23 protein-coding genes and 2 pseudogenes are annotated in these 24691 nt (G+C 41.0%); 14 read left to right on the top strand and 11 right to left on the bottom strand.

Translation table 11 applies throughout. The features are described 5' to 3' along the window. Positions 1 to 23 precede the first annotated feature (23 nt). Positions 24 to 137: pseudogene (locus BP861_RS10810) on the top strand (IS5/IS1182 family transposase); the annotation flags it as partial. A gap of 340 nt (positions 138 to 477) precedes the next feature. On the opposite strand, the gene hypE reads toward BP861_RS10810, so the two are convergent. The 5 genes from hypE to BP861_RS10785 form a co-directional block, all read right to left on the bottom strand. After that, a complete protein-coding gene (gene hypE, locus BP861_RS10805) occupies positions 478 to 1521 on the bottom strand; it encodes a hydrogenase expression/formation protein HypE (protein ID WP_292375341.1) in 1044 nt (347 codons plus the stop codon). A 127-nt stretch (positions 1522 to 1648) separates the two neighbouring features. Then, the gene (gene hypB / locus BP861_RS10800) at positions 1649 to 2317 is read right to left on the bottom strand and encodes a hydrogenase nickel incorporation protein HypB (RefSeq protein WP_292375489.1); all 669 of its coding nucleotides are present in this window, start codon (positions 2315 to 2317) and stop codon (positions 1649 to 1651) included. A gap of 44 nt (positions 2318 to 2361) precedes the next feature. Continuing rightward, entirely contained in the window at positions 2362 to 2763 is a 402-nt protein-coding gene (gene hypA / locus BP861_RS10795) for a hydrogenase maturation nickel metallochaperone HypA (protein WP_292375338.1), read from the bottom strand. Between the two features lie 13 nt (positions 2764 to 2776). Continuing rightward, the gene (gene hypD / locus BP861_RS10790; protein WP_292375335.1) at positions 2777 to 3886 is read right to left on the bottom strand and encodes a hydrogenase formation protein HypD; all 1110 of its coding nucleotides are present in this window, start codon (positions 3884 to 3886) and stop codon (positions 2777 to 2779) included. A 7-nt stretch (positions 3887 to 3893) separates the two neighbouring features. Beyond that, the gene (locus BP861_RS10785) at positions 3894 to 4154 is read right to left on the bottom strand and encodes a HypC/HybG/HupF family hydrogenase formation chaperone (RefSeq protein WP_292375333.1); all 261 of its coding nucleotides are present in this window, start codon (positions 4152 to 4154) and stop codon (positions 3894 to 3896) included. A 1291-nt stretch (positions 4155 to 5445) separates the two neighbouring features. Here BP861_RS10785 and BP861_RS10780 point away from each other — a divergent pair. The 4 genes from BP861_RS10780 to BP861_RS10765 all read left to right on the top strand — a co-directional run bounded on the left by BP861_RS10780 (position 5446) and on the right by BP861_RS10765 (position 9751). Continuing rightward, positions 5446 to 6600: a hydrogenase small subunit gene (locus BP861_RS10780; protein WP_292375330.1), complete on the top strand. Its 1155-nt coding sequence runs from the start codon at positions 5446 to 5448 to the stop codon at positions 6598 to 6600. 7 nt (positions 6601 to 6607) lie between these two features. After that, positions 6608 to 8383, top strand: a complete 1776-nt coding sequence (locus BP861_RS10775) for a nickel-dependent hydrogenase large subunit (protein ID WP_292375327.1) — start codon at positions 6608 to 6610, stop codon at positions 8381 to 8383. A 14-nt stretch (positions 8384 to 8397) separates the two neighbouring features. Further along, a complete protein-coding gene (locus tag BP861_RS10770) occupies positions 8398 to 9171 on the top strand; it encodes a cytochrome B (protein ID WP_292375324.1) in 774 nt (257 codons plus the stop codon). Between the two features lie 94 nt (positions 9172 to 9265). After that, positions 9266 to 9751: a hydrogenase maturation protease gene (locus BP861_RS10765; RefSeq protein WP_292375321.1), complete on the top strand. Its 486-nt coding sequence runs from the start codon at positions 9266 to 9268 to the stop codon at positions 9749 to 9751. A gap of 92 nt (positions 9752 to 9843) precedes the next feature. Here BP861_RS10765 and BP861_RS10760 read toward each other — a convergent pair whose 3' ends face one another. After that, positions 9844 to 10764 carry a peptidoglycan-binding domain-containing protein gene (locus BP861_RS10760; RefSeq protein ID WP_292375318.1) on the bottom strand — a complete coding sequence of 307 codons (921 nt, stop codon included), beginning with the start codon at positions 10762 to 10764 and terminating at the stop codon, positions 9844 to 9846. 495 nt (positions 10765 to 11259) lie between these two features. On the opposite strand from BP861_RS10760, the gene BP861_RS10755 reads away from it, so the two are divergent. From BP861_RS10755 to cgi121, 4 genes are all read left to right on the top strand, one after another. After that, positions 11260 to 12423 carry a hydrogenase small subunit gene (locus BP861_RS10755; RefSeq protein WP_292375315.1) on the top strand — a complete coding sequence of 388 codons (1164 nt, stop codon included), beginning with the start codon at positions 11260 to 11262 and terminating at the stop codon, positions 12421 to 12423. Next, positions 12423 to 14213, top strand: coding sequence for a nickel-dependent hydrogenase large subunit (locus BP861_RS10750; protein ID WP_292375312.1), 1791 nt, complete (start codon positions 12423 to 12425; stop codon positions 14211 to 14213). The genes BP861_RS10755 and BP861_RS10750 overlap by 1 nt, the downstream gene beginning before the upstream one ends. A 14-nt stretch (positions 14214 to 14227) precedes the next feature. Next, a complete protein-coding gene (locus tag BP861_RS10745; RefSeq protein ID WP_292375309.1) occupies positions 14228 to 15019 on the top strand; it encodes a cytochrome B in 792 nt (263 codons plus the stop codon). 406 nt (positions 15020 to 15425) lie between these two features. After that, the gene (gene cgi121, locus BP861_RS10740) at positions 15426 to 15950 is read left to right on the top strand and encodes a KEOPS complex subunit Cgi121 (protein WP_292375487.1); all 525 of its coding nucleotides are present in this window, start codon (positions 15426 to 15428) and stop codon (positions 15948 to 15950) included. A 161-nt stretch (positions 15951 to 16111) separates the two neighbouring features. Here cgi121 and BP861_RS10735 read toward each other — a convergent pair whose 3' ends face one another. Next, a complete protein-coding gene (locus tag BP861_RS10735; protein WP_292375307.1) occupies positions 16112 to 16834 on the bottom strand; it encodes a type 1 glutamine amidotransferase in 723 nt (240 codons plus the stop codon). A gap of 412 nt (positions 16835 to 17246) precedes the next feature. On the opposite strand from BP861_RS10735, the gene glpX reads away from it, so the two are divergent. The 3 genes from glpX (at position 17247) to BP861_RS10720 (ending at position 20736) form a co-directional block, all read left to right on the top strand. After that, a complete protein-coding gene (glpX, locus tag BP861_RS10730; protein ID WP_292375485.1) occupies positions 17247 to 18335 on the top strand; it encodes a class II fructose-bisphosphatase in 1089 nt (362 codons plus the stop codon). A 195-nt stretch (positions 18336 to 18530) separates the two neighbouring features. Beyond that, complete coding sequence (locus tag BP861_RS10725; RefSeq protein WP_292375305.1) at positions 18531 to 19838, top strand: tRNA (N(6)-L-threonylcarbamoyladenosine(37)-C(2))-methylthiotransferase; 1308 nt, start codon at positions 18531 to 18533, stop codon at positions 19836 to 19838. 241 nt (positions 19839 to 20079) lie between these two features. Next, on the top strand, positions 20080 to 20736 hold the full coding sequence (locus BP861_RS10720; protein ID WP_292375303.1) for a hypothetical protein: 657 nt from the start codon (positions 20080 to 20082) through the stop codon (positions 20734 to 20736). 173 nt (positions 20737 to 20909) lie between these two features. Here the strand turns inward: BP861_RS10720 and BP861_RS10715 are convergent, their stop codons facing one another. Beyond that, positions 20910 to 21188, bottom strand: coding sequence for a hypothetical protein (locus BP861_RS10715; RefSeq protein ID WP_292375301.1), 279 nt, complete (start codon positions 21186 to 21188; stop codon positions 20910 to 20912). Positions 21189 to 21370: 182 nt separating this feature from the next. Here BP861_RS10715 and BP861_RS10710 point away from each other — a divergent pair, with 182 nt between their 5' ends. Next, positions 21371 to 21736 (top strand): cupin domain-containing protein, encoded by a 366-nt coding sequence (locus tag BP861_RS10710; RefSeq protein ID WP_292375299.1) that lies wholly within the window; start codon positions 21371 to 21373, stop codon positions 21734 to 21736. 242 nt (positions 21737 to 21978) lie between these two features. Here BP861_RS10710 and BP861_RS10705 read toward each other — a convergent pair whose 3' ends face one another. Together BP861_RS10705 and BP861_RS10700 are read right to left on the bottom strand one after the other, a co-directional pair. Continuing rightward, positions 21979 to 22656, bottom strand: a complete 678-nt coding sequence (locus tag BP861_RS10705) for a hypothetical protein (RefSeq protein ID WP_292375296.1) — start codon at positions 22654 to 22656, stop codon at positions 21979 to 21981. After that, positions 22653 to 23378, bottom strand: a complete 726-nt coding sequence (locus BP861_RS10700) for a hypothetical protein (RefSeq protein WP_292375294.1) — start codon at positions 23376 to 23378, stop codon at positions 22653 to 22655. The genes BP861_RS10705 and BP861_RS10700 overlap by 4 nt, the downstream gene beginning before the upstream one ends. A 121-nt stretch (positions 23379 to 23499) precedes the next feature. Between BP861_RS10700 and BP861_RS10695 the strand changes: the two are divergent. Continuing rightward, positions 23500 to 23646: pseudogene (locus BP861_RS10695) on the top strand (IS481 family transposase); the annotation flags it as partial. Between the two features lie 89 nt (positions 23647 to 23735). Here BP861_RS10695 and BP861_RS10690 read toward each other — a convergent pair. Further along, positions 23736 to 24515 (bottom strand): radical SAM protein, encoded by a 780-nt coding sequence (locus BP861_RS10690; RefSeq protein ID WP_292375483.1) that lies wholly within the window; start codon positions 24513 to 24515, stop codon positions 23736 to 23738. Between the last annotated feature and the right edge of the window lie 176 nt (positions 24516 to 24691).

The following is a 24691-nucleotide window of genomic DNA, read 5'->3' as shown; positions in this document are numbered from 1 at the left end:
GAAGGATTATTTATTCTTACTTGATGATGATTACGAAACCTCCGCTTATACTGCTAAACGAAGATTTCAAATGGAAACTATTGTCCGAAATATTTAATGTTTTTGATTTGAGATTTTGTAAGCAAACTCTTACACGGAGTGCATAGGGATAATTGTAAATTACGACATTAAAGAAAGGAATTACAAGCCTCTTCTGAATGAAGAAGTTAAGAGAGGGCTAAGTACATATAAAGAAATCTAAAGGATTTGACTAAAAAATGTTCACTCGAAAGAAAAAAGACAATAGATATGAAATTTTTGAATAACAAACACAAATAAATGAAAGTACTTGAAAGCACTTTCATGCCAATTGAAAATTAGTTAAAAATTAGTCCGCTTGAGAGAAGCGACGTGGAGCAAAAAGGACAGCTTACTCCCGAGATGCTACTATTAAGGTGCAATTCGGGAAGCTGAACTCTACTGGTGCTTTGTGATCTCTTAACATACTCTAGGAATTGGGTCTCCGGCAGGCACATCCACATAACGCATGCCACCAAAGCGATTTCTCAGAATTACTTCTCTTTTATCTGAAGTAACTTCTCCTATTACAGCTGCGTCCCTGCCGTATGGATGCTGCTTCAGGATTGAAAGTACTTCTTCTTCAAAACCAGGTTTGACTCCAATAACTGCTTTTCCTTCATTTGCAACTTCAAGGGGATCAAGGCCTAGCATTTCACAGGCTGCGGAAACGGCTGGTTTGAAAGGAATCCAGTCTTCTTCAATAATAATACCTGCTCCTGATTTTGTTGCCATTTCGTTCAAAGCATTTGCAAGCCCGCCGCGTGTAGGGTCTTTCATTGCCGTGATTACAGGTTCACCTTCTGGGGTTCTTAATTTCAGGAGGGGTTCTATGAGTTTCCAGAGTGGAGCTGAATCCGAGGCAAGGTCGGTATCAAAGTCAAAACCTTCCCTGTGAGCCATAAGCGAGATTCCGTGATCGCCAATGGTGCCTGTGACCAGGATTTTGTCTCCTGGCTGAAGTCCTGAATCCCTTATAGGGCTATCCGTAATCCCTAAGCCTGCAGTGTTCAGGATAATCGAATCAAGCGCAGTTTTCTCCACGGTTTTCGTGTCACCTGTTATTATGGGCACGCCAACCTCTGCAGCTGTTTCGTCCATTGTTTTGATTATTTCCTCAAATTCCTTTAGTGGAAAACCTTCAGGGACTATGACAGCACAGGTAAGAGCAAGGGGCTTTGCTCCCATAACCGTAAGGTCATTGACAGTGCCTGCAACTGCAAGCCTTCCTATATTGGTATTTGGGAAAAAGGCAGGTGTTATCACATGACTGTCAGTAGTCATTACGAGTTCGCATCCCGTATTGAAGCCTTCAAGCTTGACCGTGGACCCGTCGTCAAGACATTCAAGCCCTATCGAGCCTGCACTTTTATTTCGAAAGTTTTTAAGAATTATTTCTCCTATAAGTGCCTGCATTACCTCTCCGCCTGCACCGTGCTCAAGAGAAATGGTATTGGATTTCATATAAGTCTCCTTTTTTCCGCCTTTTAAACCCGCTGGATCTTCTCAATCTAATTTAAACCTTTTTAGCCCTAGTTTCGAGTTAATTTTTCTTTAACCTGGTTTTACCTTTATTTCCTTTAACCTTACCTTATTTCTTCTGAACTTCTTTAACTCCAAGCTCGATAAAGCTAATCCAGGTTTCCAGGCTTTCCCAGTCATGCTTTGAAGTCAGAATAACCGGCACATTCGGATTTAAAGAAAGAATATCGTCTCGCATTTTTTCGGCATCGACATCAACTGCATGTGCAATGTCAACTTTATTTATGACTGCAAGTTCCGCAGTCTTGAATATCATGGGATGCTTGAGGATAATGTCGTCTCCTTCAGTTACGCTCACGATTACAACCCTCAGGTGTTCTCCAAGCTTGAAGTCCACAGGGCAGATCAGGTTACCTACGTTTTCAATTAGCAGGAGGTCCGTGTTATCAAGATCGATTTCATCCAGGGCTTTTTCCACCAGTTTTGCATCAAGGTGGCACTCTTTTCCAGTGTTTACAGGAATAGTAGGGACATCGAGTTTTCTGAAACGAGAAGAATCCATCTCTGCGATTACATCACCTGCGATCACAGCTATCTTATACTTATCCTTAAGTTGTCTGATAGCCTCCTCAATCAGAGTAGTCTTTCCTGATCCGATTGCACCCATAACATTTACCGAGAAAACCTGATGCTTGTCAAGTTTCTTTCTGTTTTTTTCAGCAACTTTATCATTTGCTTTGTAGACATCGTGTCCCATATTGATTACGTGCATTAACATAAGCATCACTTGGGAAGTTATTTCTTATTTTTACCGGTTTGAGGTCAATCCTGGTTTTCAGTCTCGATCTCGATACTTTTAATTATCAGTTCTCTGCCGCCTTTAATGCGGGCATGCTTTCCACAGATCGGGCAGTCCATAACTGCTGCATAAGCAAGAAGTTCGCTTGTGAATCCACAATTCTCTTGTATCTGTTTTTCGTCTATTGGTCCCGTGTATCCACATTCGCATTCAAGGGAAGGTGGTATCATTTCGACAATAAAATCCGCATCTTTGGCAATACTGTCCTCTGCAATGGCTTTAAAACAGAAGCTAAGTTGTTCCGGATTTGTATGAGATAATCTTCCAATCTGAAGGGTTACATGCTTAACTTCCGTGGCTCCGTGCTCTGTGGCGGTAGCCATTACCTGCTCGAGAATTTCACATGCAATGGAAAGTTCATGCAAGCCTGTTGCCTCCTTATCTTGAGTACCTGAACCAGTTGTAACACATGCCTTCCTGGCTTACCATACAGGGGCCTGCAGGACTTTTTGGGGTACAGTCCTTCCCGAAGTTTGGGCATTGGGAAGGTTTTGCTTTTCCTGTAAGGATAGCTGCGCAGATGCAGCGCTTTTTGTCTTTTCTTCCTGTTTTCTTTCGGACATCTTCAAGAGCAGAGGTATATAGGTCTTCGTGCTTTTTTGCTGCGTCTTTTTCCTCAAACTCTTTTCTGAGCGCAAGTCCTGAATTTTCTATTCTTCCTATACCTCTCCACTCAGAATCCGAGGTTTCGAACACTTTATCCATTATTTTAAGGGCAATCTGGTTTCCCTCAGGTTTAACAGCTCTTGGGTAACCGTTATCAACCCTTGAGATTCCTTCCTCTGCCTGCATTTGTAAAAGGTTTATTCCAAGGAGAATATCTGCTGGTTCAAATCCGCTTACGACAACAGGAAAGCCTTTTTCTGCAAGAGATTCAAAAGGTTTTGTGCCTATTATGGTTGCCACGTGCCCGGGAGCTATAAAGGCATCAACATCTGCATCCCTGGCAAGGAGTTCTACTGCAGGGGGAGTTTGCTTCTGCGAGGCAAGGAGACTGAAGTTTTCAGGGGTCTTTCTTAAAAGAGCGGCCGCATTTGCGGGAACCGTGGTCTCAAAGCCTATTCCAAAAAAGACTACCTCAAGCTCTGGCTTTTCCTCCGCAAGGGCAATTGCATCGTCAATACTATATACCATTTTTACATCTGCCCCTTCAGACTTTGCATCCAGCAAACTTTCTCCCGAACCTGGAACTCGCATCATGTCTCCAAAAGTAACAACTGTAGCTCCACTTTTTGCAAGGGCTATTGCAACATTAATGTCTTCCTCAGGAGTAACACAAACAGGGCATCCGGGACCACTTATTACCTCAATATTCTTTGGAAGGACACTCCTTAACCCATATTTTGCTATAGTCCGCTCGTGTGTTCCACATACGTGCATTATTCGAAGCGGTTTCTTCGAGTCTCTGATTCTTTCCAGGAGCTTTCTTTCAAGTTCAGGAACTGCTGGTTTTGAAGGGAAATTCCCGTTTTCCATTTCTATCAGCATCCGTTATTCAGGGAGATTCACTTTCAAAAGTATCTATGTCTTCAAGTCCCGCTATTTGTTTGAGAAGGCGCATTGTTTCTTCACTTTCTTCTTCCGATATTTCAGCTATTGCATATCCAACATGGACAAGAAAGTGTTTTCCGATAATGGATTCATTGGCGCCTCCAACAAGGGCCATATTTACGTCCCTGCAGATTCCACCCATGTCAATTGTTGCAGTATTCTCATCTACAATGGATTTTATTTTTCCAGGAATAGCTATACACATGTTTCCTCTAACTCTTTTCTTTTAAAATCTTATTAATTTATATAAATATATAAACTATCTTTTCATGAAATAAATTCTTATAAAATGATTTTTACAAGAATTATTTTACAAAAGATATATATTTGTAAGGTATATATATTTTACAGGTCTTAACTGAGCAAAAAACCCTCCAGTTTTACTTTCTTAACTGGTTAAGTAGCTTTTATCCCCTTACCTATTTTTATTTCTCTACTGCTGCTTTTAATTTATTTGTTTTTCTTTTCTCCACTTGCCGCAGATAGAAATATGGAGATATATGGAGATATCGTGAACAAGAACCCAAATCTACGTTTCGAATTTATATATGTTAAAAATTGTTTCTGAAACTCTATGGTTCTATTTTATATGCTTTTTGTTTTTTCATTTCTCTTGCATAATTTAAAAGTGTTTTTGCCCTAGTCTTGAAATTGCTTTTGAGATATTCTATCTATAACTCTAAAATTGCTCTATTTGAATCTGAATTCACTGAATTTTAAAACGTATGAATAATCTGGAAATAAGTAATATTTCTTCCGAAACTTAGTGCAAAAAATAAGCTTCCTTAGCACTTCTTTTCGAGTTTTTTCTTTTTTTAAGCGTCCTCTTAAGTCCAGAGCACTGAAGATAAGAATTTATAGAGAAAACCTGGGATTAAAAACTAAAAAGCTTTTAATCAGGGGGTTGAATTTTTCCTAGCTCATTGACCCTAGCTGAGGCTCTAGAGATATTAAACAGGATCAATAGAAATACTATGGCTTCCTAAAAAATGTCAGTCATATTTGAGAAAGCTCTATTTACTGAAATATACCTTAGAAATAAGTGATTTTTTTTCTAAGTGATTTTTTCTTTGCGTTTTAAGACTTGTCGTCATTCTACCTTATTTTTATGCGTTTTTGTCATAATACAAGAAAATTTTTATGTATGAATTACTATTCTATTGGTAACTTTCAACTTTTGAACTTATATTAATTTTTTGATTCTATTTTCTCTTTCAAGAGGCTTCAAATTGGCTTATGTATATTCTGTTGCCCAGTTTTGTACATCAAATTACGGTCATTTATTCGGAGAGCTCATTATATTTATCATTGACCCACGTACCTTGAATGCAGCTAATTAATATATTTATCGCATCGTGTAAAAAACCTTATATACTATTCCCTCATTGAAAAACATTAGTGCTAAATTTATGTATGCATTTATATAATTTCCATGGACAATTATTCAAAATTTTCTTTCGGATGTATAATCTGGGTAAAATCAAGATGTGGTAGAGATGAGTACTGGAATAAAAAATCTTGTCCGTACACTGGACAGTGTGGACTTCTTAAAAATGGATCGACGCACTTTCATGAAAGCGTTAGGTGCAATGGGTGCAGCTACATTCCTGGGCACCTATAAGTCTGAGATTGTAAGTGCGCTTGATTTCGCAGAAACCAAGCTTGTCTGGCTGCATGGCTCTGAATGCACTGGCTGCTCCGAATCGGTCTTAAATGCAGGCAATCCTGACCTTGTACAGGCACTACAAAAGCTCAATGTCAATCTTGTTTTCCATGAGACTATTTGTGCACAGCAGGGAATCTGGAACGATGGTAAGCTTGTAAACAATGCCGAGCTTAACTCCGAAGTTCTCCTTGAAGATACTTATAAACAAGGTGGTTATATCCTGGTCGTTGAAGGCTCAATTCCGAATGGCCCGGACGGTTCAGGACGCTACCTGGTTATTGGAAACAAGACTTTCAAGGAATCCCTTGCAGAAGCTGCAAAGAACGCAGTTGCTATCGTTGCAGTCGGTGCCTGTGCTGCATACGGAGGAATTACCTCTGCAGACAGCGAGGTTGCCAAGGATACGGATTACAGGGGAGTAGCTTTCGCAAAGGAAGATCCTACGAAAGGCATGCTTAAAGAACTAGGCATCGATAAGCCGGTAATTAATATTCCTGGTTGCCCTGCTCACCCTGACTGGGTTCTTCTGACCCTGGGCGCGGTAATTCTTGGAAAGATCAAGATCCCTAACGATCTCGATACCCTTCTGGACAACTACGGCAGGCCAAAGGTCTTCTATCCCCCAGACCACACAGTGCATGACAACTGTCCCCGCCGTGGATACTATGACCGTGGAGAGCTCGATGAAGAAGTTGGCGGGCCTGGGTGTCTGTGGAAACTTGGATGCAAAGCTCCTTACGCCCATGCAGACTGTGGAATCCGCAGGTGGAACGGCTCAGTCAGCATGTGTACCCAAGCAGGTGGCCCCTGTATAGCCTGTGTGGAGCCTAACTTCCCTGATGGTTCGAGACCTCTGTATGTCGAAGCTGAAGATAAGGGAGTGCTTCTTGGAGCAAACATTGATACCGTGTCTAAGGTTGCAGTCGGTGCAGCTGCAGTTGCTGCAGGTGTACATGCTGTTAGGAGAATGGGAAAAGGAGAGTGAGTGAAAAATGGTAAACGTTACAGTTGATCCCTTAACAAGAATTGAAGGCCATCAGCGCATATCTACTGAAGTAGATGCTAATGGTTTTATTACCGATGCCCAGTCATCTTCCCTTATATTCAGGGGTTTTGAGCGCATTCTGCAAAAACAGGATCCAAGAGACGCAGCTTTTCTTACCCAGAGAATTTGCGGTGTCTGTCCCATTTCTCATGGAATGACAGCCACAAATGCTCTTGACGATCTTTATGGTGTGGCTGATCAAGTTCCAAAAGATGCTCTTGTAATGAGGAATATTTTCCAGGGCTTGAACATGATTGCAAGCCACGCAACTCATATATATGTCCTCTTTGGCCCTGACCTTGCAAACCCAGCTTACAAAAAGGTCCTTACAACACTTGGAGACACCGGAAGCGCAGTCTGGAATGAGATGGTTGGAAGGTTTGCCCCAATTAGCTACAAAATGGATGGCGCGCCTGTACCTGTGGGAAGTTCCTATCTTGCAGCAATTCCTGAAAAGAAACGCCTTCAGGAGGCTATCGCACTCATTGCCGGTAGAATGCCTGGTCCCTCATCCCTTTATCCAGGTGGATATACCTACCCGGCTACTGTCGCAGATATAACCAAACTTTCCACTTACTATCTGCAGGTCATGGACTTCGTATCCAAGCATACTTTGAGAGTTGATTTCAATACCTGGATCGAAAATACTTATAAGGCAAGCTCTCCTCAAAAAGCAGTAAGCTTTGTTACTGAACACCTCCAGGGACTTGTTGACAAGGCAACCACTTCCAACGACTTCTCCAAAGAAGCAGGTTGGGGAGATGTAGAATTCTATGCAGCTTTTGGTTCCGAACTTGTAGGAGAAACTCTGCTTGGCCTTCCAGCAAGCCTTAAACATGATACAATCGGTGGGTACAAGGATCCCTCAAAGATCTGCTTCGTTTCATATGGTGGATACTACAAGCCCAAAGATGGATACGACCCGAAGAGCCCAGCAGGAGACCGTATTTTCACCTCAGGTGTGGTATCAGGAAAGCTCGAATATCAGAAATTCGATCCGGAAAAGATTACGGAGAGCACTGCTCACTCCTTCTACAACAACAGTACCAAAGATCTCGCACCAGCAAAAGGTGAAACCATTCCGTATACGGATCCAAATAAAATCGCCTTCACAGGAGGTTCGGATAGCCAGTACAGCTGGGACAAGGCTCCGAGATACGACGGAATTCCAGGTGAAGTCGGGCCTCTTGCACGCATGCTAAATATAAAAGAACCGCTCGTAACCGGTCTGGCTCAGGTCTTTGCTGAGAAAGGTTACTCTCCAGCCAACGTTTACACCAGAATGTTGGCTCGTATGCAGGAAGTGACAATACTCGCATATGAACTTCTCAACTGGGTAACAGTTGACTATACACCAGGAGGCAAGATTTCCGTGCCTATAGACCTTAATGCAGCTAAAAATAATCAGGGAATGGGTCTATGGGAAGCACCTCGTGGAGCTCTTGGTCACTGGGTCTCTGCTGGCAGCGATGGAAAGGTTACCAACTATCAGTGTGTAGTTCCAGGTACCTGGTTAATGTCTCCAAGAGACAGCAATGGCATCCCTGGTCCGCTCGAACAGTCTCTCATTGGTTCAAAAATCAATACAGTAGGAGATGTCGACTATACCAATCCATTTGGTATCTTCCATATGGGTAGGTCCTATGATCCTTGCATTTCATGTGCAGTACACACCATTGACCTGACTGGGAAAAACGCTCCAAATACTCTAAGAATAGTATAAGGAGATGACCCTCAATGAAATCCAAGAACAACCCGTCACTGGTTGTTGAGCGGTATACCATTACTGACAGGATAGCTCATACTGTCCACGCTGTCGCAATGTTAGTGCTCATCATCACCGGGTTAAAGATCTATACGGGATGGGACTTTATGAGTTTCCATTCCGCCCGCGGTCTTCACATGATAGCGGTTCCGTTCCTACTTGCAGTGAACTGGATCCTTATCCCTTACAATATCTTCTCCGAAGGTCATGGGATTTTTGGAAAAATTTCACACTTTACGGATCATTATATTTTTGGTCCTAAAGATGCAACTCGTCTGGGCGGTATTATTAAAAACTTCTTCAGGAAAGGTCGATACCCTGCATATTCCATCTATGATGAAGAAAAAGGCCACTATGAGACCAAACTTCACCCCTTAATGAAGATCCTGATTGTGCTTGAAGGTACAGCTATCTTCCTTATTGCGGTCTCAGGCATTGTTCTTTACAAGCTTGACTGGTCACTTTTTGGCCTCCCTATAGCATCGTGGATCTTATCTGCGGGAGATATTATTGCGCCTATATTCGGAATGGGTTCCCTGCAGTTCCTCAGGGCTCTTCACCTGCTGCTGACCTACTGGTTTGTCTTTGAACTGGTAGTGCATGTCGGTATCCTGGAGTTTGACCCTCATGTCTGGAAGTACTACAAAGCTATCTTCTGGTCAGGAAAAGAAGATCTCTCAGACACTCACTATTCAGAGTTTGTAGAGAAATATTCAAGGTTTGATGCTAAGGAACACAAGCACTAAAAACTGCTAAAAAATTATTAAAGAATAATCTTAACTGGAATAGGTAATATAGGCATGTTCAAAAAATCCATACGACTTTTAATTAAGTGAGAACATGTCTATATTACGTGCTCCAGTCCGTGTCCTAGGATGCGGAAGCCCATTAATGGGAAACGATGGTGTCGGCCTCAAAGTCATTGAGGTTCTTCACAAAACCGAACTTAAAGACCTCAAAGATGTCGATATCGAGGACGCAGGGGTCTGTGGACTTGACCTTCTAAACCTTCTCGATGACGCCAGGAAAGTCATTATAGTTGATGCGATTCTGGCTAACAGCCCCCCAGGTTCCGTACACCGTATAGAAGGAAAGGACTTACTGGATGGTGCCGAATTTCATCCCCTGGTTTCAGTACATGACCTGACAATTACAGATGTATTGAAAATAGGAGAACAGGTTCAAGAGCTTCCGGAAATTATAGTCATAGGAATTGAAATTGGATATATTGTCACGGAAGCTACGCAGGAAATAAGTCCAGATGTCCTTAAAGGTGTAGATAAAGCGATAGAGATGATCAGGGAAGAGATATTTTCTTCCCTTTAATTATTTTTTTAACATATTTGGTTCGGTTTCGTTCTATTTTTTACCTGGTTTTTCCTATTATTTATCTCTATTCTGTCTTTTTCCTCAAATATTTACTCGTTTTTTCCCGGCACCCAGTTGCTATAAAGTTTCCACTCGATTAAAGAGTCTTCACTGTCGGTTTCGATGTAAAATCTCCATATAAAGGGTTCTTCTATTGCAGAGAATTCAAAATCTACAAGGGTATCAGATAAAAGTACAGATTCTTTTGCTTCTCCTGTGTTTGTTTTTATCGTGACGCTTGACTCCTTGACATTCAGGTTACTTACTTCAAGACTCACCGATTTTCCAGCCTCAGCTTCAAAAGAAGAATTACTCCCACTCCAGGTTCCTGCAGTATGGAACTTCCTTCCCTTACTATCGACCATATCGGGCAGTTTGGTTAAAGGTGGAGTTATGGGTTTGGTCACACGAACCGGGGTTTGTTCAGGTGGAACTGCCTGCGTTGTCAGGATTGGAGGTTCTGCTACCGGCATAACTGGAGGTTGAGGTATTTTTACTGCAGGAGCCTCTACCCGTGGAGCCCGAGGCACCTTTAATTGCGAGACTTCAGGTGCCCTTACTGGCCCGACCGGAGACGCCCTTGGAGATCGAACAGGAGATTCGGGAAATAGTGGAGTTGGAACCTCTGATACTTGTGGCTCAGTTACTGGTGCAACCGAAGGCTTTGGAACGCCAGTGGAAAATTCTGCATCGAGACTTCCTATAGTTTCCGATCCAACTACACCATCAACTTTTAGTCCTCGTGACTCCTGGTAGCTTCTTACTGCCAGTTCAGTTTCGTTACCAAAGATGCCGTTGGCTCCAACTTCGGGTACAGGAAACCCCAAAAATATCAGAGCCTGCTGAACTTTCCTTACTGCAGAGCCTTTGTCCCCTCTTTGAAGAACTCTTTCATTGTCATAACAAGCCTCTAATACCTCGTCGCCCTCAAATCTCTGCGATATCAAATCGTGACCATCCCCAATAGTCATATTCTATTCCCCCATATTTTGCTGCACAATTTCTTCCCTTAAATATGCAGATTATTACTAAATATTACTAACCTTAAAATTTCAATAAATATGGTAGTGATATTAAAATATATAAGTTTTTAGAAAAAATATATTTATTTTAAATGTACCCAATTTATCTTACAGCTGAAAGTATTAGAAATAAAAAAATCTCTCCAGTTTTCGGTTGTTAACTCTGCTCAAACTAAATTGCTCCAGGTTATTGTCTCCTTTTACGGAATTTGGAGCAGAGCGCGAACATACTCCGTTGCTTGCAGCGAGGTGCGCCAGCGCAACTTTGATTATCCTGCTGCCGCAACATAAAAACTTACTTACGAAGCAGGTTATTGAAGATGTGATAGTCTTTAATATATTGGATTCCATTTTTTATATATCTTTATATAAAATTATTTGCAACATGGGGGGAGTGGAACGGATAATGACAGCTTACTTGAAAAGTTTAAAAATCTCGATTTCATGAAAATGGATCGTCGGACTTTTATAAAAGCTGTTGGGGCGCTGGGAGCCTCACTTTTTTTACAAACATATAAAAGCGATATAGCGAAAGCCCTTCAACTTTCGGAAACTAAAGTAGTATGGCTTCATGGAGTAATGGACAGTGGATGTACCATATCAATGCTGGACGGAGGATCTCCTGATATCGTAGAATTCCTTCAGGAATATAATCTCAAACTGCTCTATCATGAAGTTTTAATGATGCAGCAGGGAATTTTCGTGGACGGGAAACTCGCAAATACCAGTGATCTTAATTCTGAGATTGTGCTTGATGAGATCTTGGGAAGGGAAAAAGGTTACGTTATAGTCTCTGAAGGAGCAGTCGCTAACGGACCTCAAGGTTCCGGAAAATATCTTATGTACGGAGGTAGGCCTTATAAGGATATTTACGCGGAAGCTGCGAAAAATGCTTTAGCAATTGTTGCAATTGGGAATTGTGCGACTAATAGTGGGGTAAACGCTGCTACGAGTGATATAGTTGAACTTATGGATCCCAGAGGGATTGCCTTTACTATGGAAGATGCTTCAAAGGGGATTTTAGATCTTCTTGGCATCGAAAAGCCTGTAATTAATCTTACTGGTTGCCCTACTCATCCAGACTGGGTTTTTTTGACAATAGGTGCAGTTGTTTTGGGAAAGATAAAGATACCCGATGATTTGCCTTATGTACTGGATAACTGGAAACGTCCGAAGGTTTTCTTCCCGCCTGACCATGTTATTCATGATAACTGTTCTCGTCGCGGATACTATGACCGTGGAGAGTTTGAGCTGACAGTAGGTGGACCGAAGTGCCTCTGGAAATTGGGATGCAAGGGGCCTTATACTCATGCAGACTGTGCTACTCGCAACTGGAACGGCCATCTCAATTACTGCCCTCAGGCAGGCTCTCCCTGTATTGGCTGCGTTCAGCCGGGCTTCCCGGATAGTACCAGGCCTTTTTTCGTGGAAATTGAGAAAACTGGAATTTTAGGCACGAATATCACTACTGTAGCAGGTGTGGCAATAGGAGGTGCTCTACTCGCTGCAGGGGCTCATGCTGTCAGGAGAACTGTCATGAAAAGACCTGAGGATGAGGAAGGCTTTGCCGAAGAAAGCACTCCAGAGGAAACCGGAGGTGAAAAATAATGGTACAGGTCACTGTTGATCCTCTTTCTAGAATTGAAGGGCATTACAGGATCAATACCGAAGTCAATGGGGAAGGCGTGATTACTGATGCCCAGAGTAACGGCTTGCAGTTAAGAGGCTTTGAAAGACTTCTTCAGAAGCATGATCCCAGAGATGCGGTCCTTCTGACCCAGAGAATCTGTGGAGTCTGCCCGGTTAGTCACGGCATAACTGCAGCAAATGCCCTGGACGAACTTTTCGGAGTTGCAGGCGAGGTTCCAAAAAATGCTCTTGTAATGCGAAATATTCACCAGAGCCTTAATTATATAGCCAGCCATGCAGCTCATATCTATGTACTCTGGGGTCCTGATCTTACAAACCCGGCTTACCGTGATATTCTGGTAAAATACGGGGATGTTGGAAATGCAGTATGGAAAGAACTCCAAGGACGTTTTACGCCTTTGATTAATCAGATTAACGGTACCAGTTATCCAGCTGGTTCGTCCTATCTAGGCGCTATAGTGGAATTTCGCCGCCTGCACGACGCAATCTCTCTGATAGCTGCCAAGATGCCGCATCCGGTTCTTCAGCATGTTGGGGGAGTGGTTTATTCTCCGACGGTTGCTGATATCGGGCAAATTGTAGGCTATGTATCGAAGACCATGAAATTCATTGAAGCATTTACCCTTGGTGTCTCTCCCGATACCTGGATAGAAAATACTTACAGGGCTTCTTCCCCGCAGAAGGCTGTTAATTTCGTTATCGGACACCTGCAGGAGCTTCTGAATAAATCCCTTACCAGCAAGGACTTTTCACACTCTGCAGGCTGGGGAGATGTTCCCCTCTTTGCGGCTTTCGGCTCAGAGCTGATAGGAGAAAAACTTCTCGGTCTGCCTATCAGTATGAAAATGGACCTTGCAGGGACTTACAAAGATCCCGATAAGATCGGTTTTCTTTCATACGGAGTTTTCTTCAAGCCTGAGAAAGGAGATGGATATGATCCCACAAGTCCTGCGGACAGCAGAGTTATTACCTCCGGTTATATGAATGGATATTTCAAGCTTGAAAAATTCGATTACAAGAAGATTTCCGAAAGTATCCATCACTCCTTCTATATTGACAACATAGAAGACCGTCCTCCCTGGGACGGAGTTACGGTTCCAGAAGGAAATCCTGAAAAAATAGACTATACTAAAGGATCAAAGAGCCGCTACTCATGGGTAAAAGCTCCTCATTATGACGGGATTCCGTGTGAGGTCGGCCCCCTTGCTCGTATGATGATTATGGGAGAACCTCTTGTTACGGGATTGGTAAAAACTTTCCAAGATAACGGCTATTATCCTGTCAATAACTACACCCGCATGATCGCAAGGATGCAGGAAATTCTTGTAGTGGCTCCAGAACTTATGAAATGGCTCACACAGGATCTTCAGGCCGGCGGAAAGGTTGCTGTGCACACCGATCTTTCCATGGCAAAAAGTTCCGCAGGAATGGGCTTATGGGAAGCTCCGCGAGGGGCACTTGGGCACTGGATTGCCACAGGGCCGGATTCTATGGTAACCCTTTACCAGGCTGTGGTTCCGAGTACCTGGAACCTTGCTCCCAGGAATTCGCAGGAGATTCCAAGCCCTGTTGAGCAGGCTCTCATAGGCACCAAAATTTCAGCTGCCGAAAATGCACTTGGAGTAGATTATTCGAATCCTCTCGGAATTCTGCATACAGCCCGCTCTTACGATCCCTGCCTGGCATGTGCAGTTCATACAATTGATAAAACCGGAAAGCACCCGAATTATACAATCAAGGTACTTTGAAGGAGGTTGGAAGTATGGTACGATCGGCTCAAAGACCCGCTTCCAGAAGAGTAATTGTTGAACGCTATACCTGGCTTGAGAGGATTACTCATCTGGTGCATCTTATTACCATGTTTATCCTACTTATTACAGGATTCAAAATCTATTTTGGTTGGGGTTTCATGGCTTTTCAAACGGCCCGAACTTGGCATATGATCGCTGTACCTTTTTTCCTGGCTGCAAACTGGATTTTGGTCCCGTACAACCTTTTTTCTTGCAAAGAAGAAAGATGTAGTGTCAAAGACAGGATAGTGCATTTCAAGGACTCTTACGTTTTCGGAAAAGCTGATGCAGAACGTCTCATCGACATAATAAAGAACTTTTTTGGAAGAGGCAGGTATCCGGCTTTTACTATCTATGATGAACGTAAAGGACACTATGTAACCAAGCTTCATCCTGTACTTAAAATTCTGATTGTTCTTGAGAGTATAGCAATTATCATTGTAGCAATTACAGGAGTAGTGCTTTACAACCTTGACTGGGCTCCTTTCGGAATTCCTATTGCGTCATGGATACTTTCTGTAACCTGGTATTTTGCGTCCTTTTTCAATGTCAATGCCTTGGGGTTACTCCGCTTATTACATCTGCTTGCAGCTTGCTGGTTTGTCTTTGAACTTGTGATCCATGTAGGAATTCTTGAGCTTGATCCTGATGCGTGGAAATATCATAAGGCAATCTTCTGGTCTGGAAAAGAAGATCTTTCAGACAGGCATTTTGTCAAAGTAATTGATGAGACCGATCAAAAAATAGCAACAAAAGAAGGCTGATGACAAACGTTCCTCCTTTATATATTTATTATGTGATGTATATACAAATGGTTATATACTAATCTATCATTATTATATATGGTAATTTGGATGTACGGATTTGGGGAAGTTCTAAGAAGAATTGACCCAATCATTCTCAACCTTTTGATCCTTTTCTTTTTTGTAGTACTGGGGCTGATTGTGGTTGAGTTGGTTCTTAAAAGTTTAGTAATTTATAGCCCTTTTTGAGAGTTCTCGGCTTTTCTTTTATTCCAATCTTCTATTTTTGTTTCTCCTTTTATATTTAGTCAATTTTTGTTTAACTATTTTACTTCCATCTTTTCTCATTTTTTCTGCCTCCGATTTTTGTTTTCTCATACAACCGAAATCCTTATTGTAAAGCCCGCGCTATGGCAGGACTATGGAAATGCAAAGGGAAATCCAGGTAATCTGCGGGAATGTAAGTATCCCGAATCTTTCCGGCTTTCTAAAAACGATAGGTTCAATTGCTTCCGAAAATGAAGTTATTATCCAGGGCTTGAACGCAGATCTGATTGCAGGTGATAGGCATCTTCATTTTGCAGTAGGAAAAGCTCTTCGGGCAATTGCTGCGGGCAGGAACATAGCAAAAGATCCAGGAATCGAGATTATGCGGTATGCATCAGGAGAAAGACAGATTGAGAGGAGTTTTTCTATAGGGCTGCATAAAGGGGAAAATAATGCCGTATTTGTGCTCCTTGGAAAAATGGACAATCTGTTGCTGGCTCTCTCTGCATTAAAAGAACTGATCTCTGAAAAGCCCTGTTCCGAGCTGCTTGCTTATTCTAATTCCAAAAGGCAGGGAATCCTTTCCGTATTCGGCATCACAGATGCTGAAATTGAGGCTTCAGGAGAAGAGCACATTCCCGAACTTGTGATTGAGAGGGTAGCACTGGCAGATTTTGTAAAGTAAAAAAGGCAATCTGAAGCGGTTACAGAATCTCTCTTCGGCTTTCTTTTTTGATGACAATATCTCTCTTGGATCTTACTTTTCTTCCATCTCTACTCTCTTTTACATCTTGCTTATTTTTCACAATCTATTTTCTTGCTCCCACGTTAATTTCTTTTCATATCTTACTTTTCTTGTCTATATTTTTCTTCAAACCAGCCCATTAGAGAAAAAGTCAGGTTTCTGGAATCTTCAAAAAAGCTTTCTTGCCCAAGTATTTCCTTCTCTGACTGGATATATTTTCCTGGCACAAGCTCGTGCCCCAAATCCTTGATAAGGTTTCTTACCCACTGCCTGTCGGCCTCAGGATGGAACTGCAGGCCAAGGGCCTTTCCATCATAGATAAATCCCTGATTTGGGCAGGCTTCACTTTCAAAAAGCTTCACTGTGCCGGTTGGAATTTCAAAAGTATCCCCATGCCACATAAAACCGGTAAATTCCGGAAACATACAGGATGGAAATTTCAAACCTCTTATCTTGCACTGGCTTTTCCCTTCCATAGACCGTACCGTGTGCCAGCCGATTTCCTTATACTGGTTCTCCGTAACTTTTCCGCCCAGTACTTCGGCAATTATCTGAGCTCCAAAGCAGCTTCCAAGTATAAGTTTGCCTGCTTCTATCGTTTTTCTAACAAATTCTTTTTCAGGCTTTAACCAGGGATATTCGTCTTCTTGGTAAACACTCATTGTGCCACCCATTATGATGAGTAAATCGAATTCTTCGGGGGCAGGAAAAGAAGCATCTTCGTAGGGTAGTGTTTTCGTAAGTTTATATCCTTTTTCGGCTATCCAGGTCCCTATATTTCCTAGGGTATCGTTTTTCAGGTGTTCTAGACAATGAATTCTCACGGGTGTTTCCCCTTGAAGTAAATGGAGCAGAAACTTCTCTTTTTGAATCAAACTCTAGGTTATGCTTCAGGTTGGGCTCAAATTAAGCTTTTTTAACAATTTTATAATACCTTCAGGCAGGTTTTAGACCAGCTTTTAGCAGTTTTAGGCTATATTTTTTTGGCCATTTTTTTATATTTCTTCTCTGTATGCTTTATTTTGAAGCCTGTTTGAAGGCCCTCTATTTGCAGGACTTCTTTGATGAAAGCTTCATAAAATAAATATCTGACTCTAAATATCTGACTCCGGTTCGGCCAATTCATTAATATACTATTGTGTTAAGAGATCAATTAAATAACCAGAGTAAATTACTGAAACATATTTCATTATCCGGAAGCAGATTATCTGCAACAAAAAATGGGAGTTGATTCCTATATCTCATCCAAAAACCGTAGAAGAAATGATTAATTGTGCAGGGCCTATTGAGTGTGAGTTGTTGCCCAGACTTATTCAGGTAACCGAAGCGGCTGCCATTGCCGCAGCGTACCAGATGGGGCGCGGGAACAAAAATTTTGCCGACCAGGTAGCAGTTGCCGCCATGCGAAGAATGCTGAACATGCTTGACATGAAAGGAATAATCAAGATCGGTGAAGGAGAAAGGGATGAAGCTCCCATGCTTTATATAGGGGAGCATGTAGGAACAGGAAAGGGAGATCTTGAAATTGATATTGCAGTCGACCCTCTTGAGGGTACAAACCTTACCGCAGATGGTGTCCCTGGCTCTGTTGCGGTCATGGCAATGGCGGAAAGAGGTGGGATCTTCCATGGCCCGGATATCTATATGGACAAGATAGTTGTCGGTCCAGATGTGGTACGCTATGAAGAGGAACACCCTGATGAAAAGATTGATTTGGATGCCCCTGTCAAGCACAATCTTGAGATAGTCGCAAAGGCTCTCGAAAGAAATATTGAAGAGCTCGTTGTTGTAATTCTTGATCGGCCCAGACATGCCCAGAAAATAACTGAAATTCGGGAGGCAGGCGCCCGCGTAAAGCTAATCAGCGACGGAGACCTTATGCCTGGAGTTTCAACTGCGATCCGCGGTTCAGGTATTCATATGGTAATGGGTGCGGGCGGTTCAGGTGAAGCCGTGCTCACAGCAGCTGCAATCAAAATTCTCGGCGGAAAAATCCTTGCAAGGCTTGTGCTTCCCACGGTTGCAAACGGAAAGAGCCAGGATAAGGTCGATGAAGAAATCGAAGAAAAAATGCCAAGGCTCGAAAAGATGGGAATTTCCCTTGAAAACCTTAACAATATTCTTGATACCAACAAACTCGTGCCCGGAAATGATGTGATTTTTTCAGCAACGGCTGTAACTCCCGGTCATTTTCTGCGAGAAGTCAACCTGTTCGGTGGCGGAGACGCAAGGGTACACACAATTTCGATGGGCGCATCCGGATCTGTCAGATTTACAGACAGTATTTATATAAAGGATAAGCGGGAGAATCCTCTCTACCTGTAAATCCTTTTATTCTCTTCTTTTTCATCCTTTTTTGAAACACGATTTTATGAAAACATAGTTAGACATACAGTTTTTAGAGTAGAGAACTATAAAATGTGGAATTACCCAGCGATATAAGTAGAGATTAAGAATTAAGGAATTAATAATAGAAATTAAAAATCCGTAATTGAAAAACATAGAATCTAGAGTTAAATCATGAAGGTCTATCTTGAAAGTTTTGGCTGTTCGGCAAGCCAGGCATCAGCCGAGATAATGAAAGCAAGCGTTGAAAGGCTAGGGCATAAACTGCTGGAACCTGGGGTTGCCGATCAGGCAGAGGTCTATATCTGCAACTCCTGTACGGTAAAATACACTACAGAACAGAAAATTCTCTATAAAATCCGCAGCATGGGCGAGAAAAATGTGGAAGTTATCGTTTCTGGCTGTATGCCTGAAGTCCAGCTTGAGGACATTCTGCATGCAAATCCCGAAGCCCATATTCTGGGAGTAAATGCAATTTCCCGCCTTGGCGAGCTTCTGTCCTCAATCGAGCAGAGAAAAATGAGAGGTCAGCTCGAAGGAGAGCATTTTGAATTCCGGACTTCCGAACCTCTGGGTTTTCTTAATGTTCCGCGTGAACGTTCTAACCCCAATATCCATATCTGCCAGATATCCCAGGGTTGCAATTTTGCCTGTTCCTACTGCATTGTAAAACATGCAAGAGGCAAGCTGCGTTCATTTCCACCGGATGAGATAGTCGAAGACATACGCACGGCGGTTGCCGAGGGTTGCAGGGAAATCTGGCTTACTTCCCAGGACGACAGCCAGTACGGAATGGATACGGGTGTCAGACTCCCGGAACTTCTGCGCATGATCTCGAAAATCCCAGGTGACTTCAAAGTGAGAGTAGGAATGATGAATCCCTTTTCTGTCCTTCCCATTCTCGACGACCTTGTAGAAGCTTTTGATTCCGATAAGATCTTCAAACTCCTCCATCTTCCGATCCAGTCCGCTTCTCATTCGGTTCTGAAGAGAATGAATCGCCTGCACAAGATGGATGCAGTGGACAAGATCATTAATACATTCAGTGCTCGTTTCGACGATCTTTCCCTCTTTACCGACATAATTGTTGGCTTCTGCGATGAAACCGATGAAGATTTCAAAGAGACTGTAGAGTGGGTACAGAAATACCGCCCTGAAAAAATCAATATTTCTAGATATTCTCCCAGACCACACACGAAAGCCTTTTCATACCGGAACCTCGACTCAAGGATTTTGGTACAGCGTTCCCATGAGCTGCATAAAGTTTGCGAACAAGTTAAGCTTGGGTCCAAGCAGGCAATAATAGGCTGGGAAGGCCGGGTCTTTGTCTCAAAATATACGGAAATGGGGGATGTTCTCACCCGTACGGATGCTTACCGCCCGGTTGTCATAAGAGGTTCGAATCTAAAACCCGGCCAATATGCTGATGTGGAAATTGTTGCTGCAAAGCCTGGCTATTTTCTGGGAAAGCTTCTCAAATGAGGGTGCAGGCTTTTAATTTTCAACTCGATTTTTTCTAATTTTACTTTTTACTACTTTAAGTTTTAGAATCTCAGTTATTTTTGTGAGCTATTAATTTATATAATATCCTTTTTATATAAAACTCCAAAACTAATAATCTCAAACCTTTGTTTCTGATACTCATCGGGCTTTTGCCTGTACTTCTTTAATTGAAAGCGTTTAATCGTTAATTGAAAGCGATTAATCGCATACAGGGGGTTTAGTGCTGAAATATATTACTGTTGGAACCTGTGTACACCTGTTATCCCGGATAGATGACAAAGCTCTTGACGAGTTCTGGAGAGAAACCTCTGCAGGCAAATCTCCTATAGTTGATTCTCATGGCAATCTGGGTTATTCCTTGTTGAGCGAGGATAGCATATTATTTATCAGAAATGATTTTACGGCTATGAATTATGAGCAGTTTGAACTGGTTTTTGGGGACCTTTTCCTGCCAGACACGGTTCAGGAACTCCTTCTTAAAGACAAAGTGCTGCTTCTTGTGGTATACAGGAAAGGTACGCAGGATCTTTTACTCTCCGAGCTTCGTACTGATGTCAAGTTCATGCTTGACCTACCGCGTGGGGAATACTTCTTTTTCGTATTCCTTCTGGACGCGGGCGCTGAATCCCTTTTAAACTCCACAGTCCATGCCATAGGTTTTCCATCGAGGATGCATTTGAACAGCCCGGAGCTTGAGACCTTTTATCTCAAACATCCTGTTGACATCTGGGAATTCGTAGACCCCTCACCTATAGAGATTAAACGCGGAGGGCCTTTCTATATTAATATGATTATGGTAAATATCGAACAGATTCCGGGCTGTTCCCTGCTTTTTTCCGAACTTCTGAAGGAAGACGAATCCACACCTCCTCTTTGAAATCTTCTCTCTTAAATGGGATTTGCATCTAAAGCCCTATTTTCTCTCGACTTCAGGTGCAGATTGAGGACTTTAGGTGCAAGTGTAAAATTAGTATAGTTTTTCAGATTCCAAAAGTTCAAAAACAATAAATTAAAGCGAAAATATACTACAGATATTATATGACAAGAAACTCAATTTCTTGCAGTCATTATTTGATTAACTGCAAGCATATCAAATAATGTAATTGCTCCAGCCACGAAGAAAATTACTGAAGGTATTGTGGTATAAATAATCGAACCTCCTGTAGCTAATGAATATAAAAAATAAAGCGTGTATAATGGACTTATAATTAAAATGGCCCATATAATGTATGTGAACGCATCCTTACTCATATTTTCGCTATTGATATCTAGTTTTTTATTTGGTTTCACATTTTTGCTATCGATATTTGGTTTTTTATTTGTTTTCATATTTTCATACTCCGAGTATCATTATTCATCAAATTTTCTCTTAATATTAATTAATAATGTAAAACATATATAATAATTTGAGCCTGAGGTGGCTTTGCAAGAAAAGTTCCAAATAAGAGAGTTTAGGTGCAAACTCTCTTGAATGAAAAAATAGTTATAACTTCGGTTTCCAGTAATTTACAATGCAGATCTTTACCAGATACAAAGAAGTAGAACCTTACATCACGAAAGACGGTTCAATTATCCGAGAACTCATGCATCCTTCAATCCACGGCAATTCAAACCAGAGCCTTGCCGAAGCTACCGTGCCAGCCGGCGGAAAAACCCTTCTTCACAAACACCACCTGACCGAAGAGATCTATCACATCACAGACGGTAGCGGAATAATTACTCTTGGCTCTGAAGAATTCGAGGTCAAAAAAGGAGATACCGTTTGTATTTCTCCTGACACTCCGCACAGAATTCAAAACACAGGAAATACGCCGCTGAAAATTCTCTGCTGCTGTGCGCCGGCTTATTCGCATGAGGATACGGAATTGATGAAATAAAAACTTTTATTACTATAGAGCGCAGAGGGTCACTAATAACCCCATCCTTCTTATTTATGTTATATATTAACAGTTTAATTTTTATTCATTTTACCTGATTATAGAATTTTCTTGCCCTTAATACTTCTCCAAATCTTAGGAATTTTATTGATTGATTAATGGGATAAAAGGCAGGCTTGTGAAAGTACATGTTGGAATCAAGTACTAATTTTGGAAATCAGTCTTCTATAAGATTATTTTTGTTATCCCTTGAAAACAATTGCAAGTATTATAGTTATTATTGTACCTACAATCCATTTCCAATTATGCTCTAAGAAATACCTAGGGTTGACTTTTACCTCAATTTCTTCCTCTAACATCGTAATGTGGCGTTCTCTATCGATATCTTGAGGCAACTTTACTATAATGTCAACGCTAAGAAGTAATTTTTGTATTCCATACTTTAGTGGCTTTACAGTCCATCTCCAAGTAGTCGCTTCGTCATTTAATATTTGTTGTACTTCAGGAGTTGTCGCTTTAATCTCAAAATTAGCTCCTTCTAATGAAATTCTCATAAGTGAAGTTATTTTAACTGCCTTAAATAACGAACTGATTTTGTCTTCTCCATGTAAGTAATAGTTCTCTATCTTTTCATTAATTTGACACAAGTCTTTAGCTATGTACGCTTCTACTTTCTCTGAAATATCAACTCTCATTTTTTTATTAAAAATGAATGTAACGAGTCCTTCCGGGAGCTTACCAAATTGTTCTTCAATTATTCTATCTATTTCAGAAGATAACAAACAAGCTAACTTAGGATTTAATTCTTTTATAACTTCTTTGTTTCCTTTAAGTTTCTTCTCTTCCTTTTCTTCGGTCTCTTTTCTTTTATTCCCTTCTATACTTCGCTTCTCATCCTCATTTTTTCTATCTGCCTTCAAATTTTTTTTTGCTGCTCTTCTTGGCTTTCATTATTTCTTCTATCTGCTTCTTTCCTTTCTTTCTCTTCGACTTCTTGCCTTTGTTTTCTTTCCAGAGCTTCTCTCTCTTTTCTTTTTATCTCTTCTTCCCATTGTTTTCTTTCCAGAGCATCTCTCTTTCTCTCTTCTTCCTCCTGAACCCAATTCGATTCGGTCAGGATAACGCAGTCGAATAACAGAACATTTCCCTTTCTCTCTTCTTCCTCCTGAACTTTACGAGATATTCCTTTGACATCTTTAGATAGCTCTTGAACTCCTTGATTTATCTCTTGGGTTGTTTTATCTTTTTTCTTTGCTAAGTAGAGCTCAAGATAGTCTCTAAGTTCAGGTTCTTTTTCTATTTCGGTGTCTATTATCTCAAAAAAGGAGTCTAAGATTAAATCTGCGTCTTCGTGGGAAAAATCTTCCTCGCTGAATAATTCAAAAAACTCGTTGATCAAAATATTTGAGCAATCAAGCTTATCCGGATTTTTCAGGTATTTTTTGATTGCTTTTTCCACGTTTTTCTGGCGAAAAAACGTATCAATTTGTATTCCAGTCAATTTATAATTATTATTCGAGAACTCTTCAATTGCTTTATCATATACTTTTGAAGAAGTATCAGAAATATATTCAGGGATATTCTTGAAAGACTCATATAAGAGGTTAGTAAATAAGCCTAAAGCTAATTCTGAAATAACCATCGTATCCCCGTTGATATGAAAATCTCTTCTTTACTTCTCAATCAACTCCCTTATGAGACCATCTAAATTAATTCTTTCTATTTTATTCGGCAAAGGCCGCTCTCCTACGTCGAGCGTGATAATCAACAAGGATGGTTCATGGGACAGTGAGTTTAAAAGGCTAATTGGAGGGTCTGGAATTAAATCAGTACTTGCAGGCGTCAGCCATCCTCGGACTAACGGAAGATTAGAAAAATGGTTTGATACATATCAGAGGTTTAGAGGAGAAATGGGAGTTAGACTTTTTGGGTTGTGAAAATATGGACAAAAGCAAAAAGGTTTCAAGGCGAAATTATTTCAGGATAAAACAAACTCATTTTAAATCCATTCATCTTCTTTTCGCTTGCTAATGTCCCATGGGAAAAAAATGCGTTCTTTCCAATTACAGAAACCGCAGCAAGACTGAGGTTTCAGAGTATAATTAATAATCTCCTTTCCAGTAATATTTTCGTGGATGTTGATTCCTTGAACTGGTTTTATATTTAGAGGCGGGATTATATCAAATGCATTCTCAAATAGCTGAAACATTGTCATATGGGCACATAAATATATATGTCCATCACGAAGAAAAGGACTGTAGAAGTTTCCACGACATGTATCTAATGACTGCTTAATATTGCAATCGCCATTAAAATTTATTGGTATTTTACGGAAACTTGTTGGATAATTAATGTCCAGATCTATATCATATTTCTCCGCGAGAGCTTTTATGGTACCTACTCTTACAGGTACTTTGGGATATACGGTAATATCGATAGAGATTTTTGAGTCTGCCATTGTTTCCCAAAACAAAGGAGTCATTTTCGGAAGCAATATTCCATTGGTTACAATTCGGATATTAGATGCAGGTAATTTCATCCTTGCAAAAGATATAAATTTAATTATTTCAGGATGCAATAAGGGTTCTCCACCTAATATACGAAATCGATTTATATTTTTAAATAGTTCTGATAATCTAGTGATATCCTTAGAAAATTGGTTAAAATCTGCGAAAGCTGGGGAGCTTAGTGGACTAAAGTGACTACAACCTTTGCAGTTTAAATTACAATGATCTACTAAATGAGTTTCGAGCTTTGGAAGAACATTGTTATAACACATTAGCCCTGCTCTATATTTGTATATCTTTGACTTTACATATACTACTCTGGGATCAGTTAGGTACTGATATATCGTATCGCGGTATGTCATATTGTAATACATACATTCTAAAAATATTTCTTTTTTTTCATGTGTTTGATCTTGATTTCTCTACTCCTAAATATTGAGCCAGATGG

The organism is Methanosarcina sp. UBA411 (assembly GCF_002495725.1).
In the GTDB taxonomy this organism is placed as follows: domain Archaea; phylum Halobacteriota; class Methanosarcinia; order Methanosarcinales; family Methanosarcinaceae; genus Methanosarcina.
Note: the sequence above shows the minus strand (reverse complement) of the source record. Positions and strands in the feature narration are given on the sequence as shown.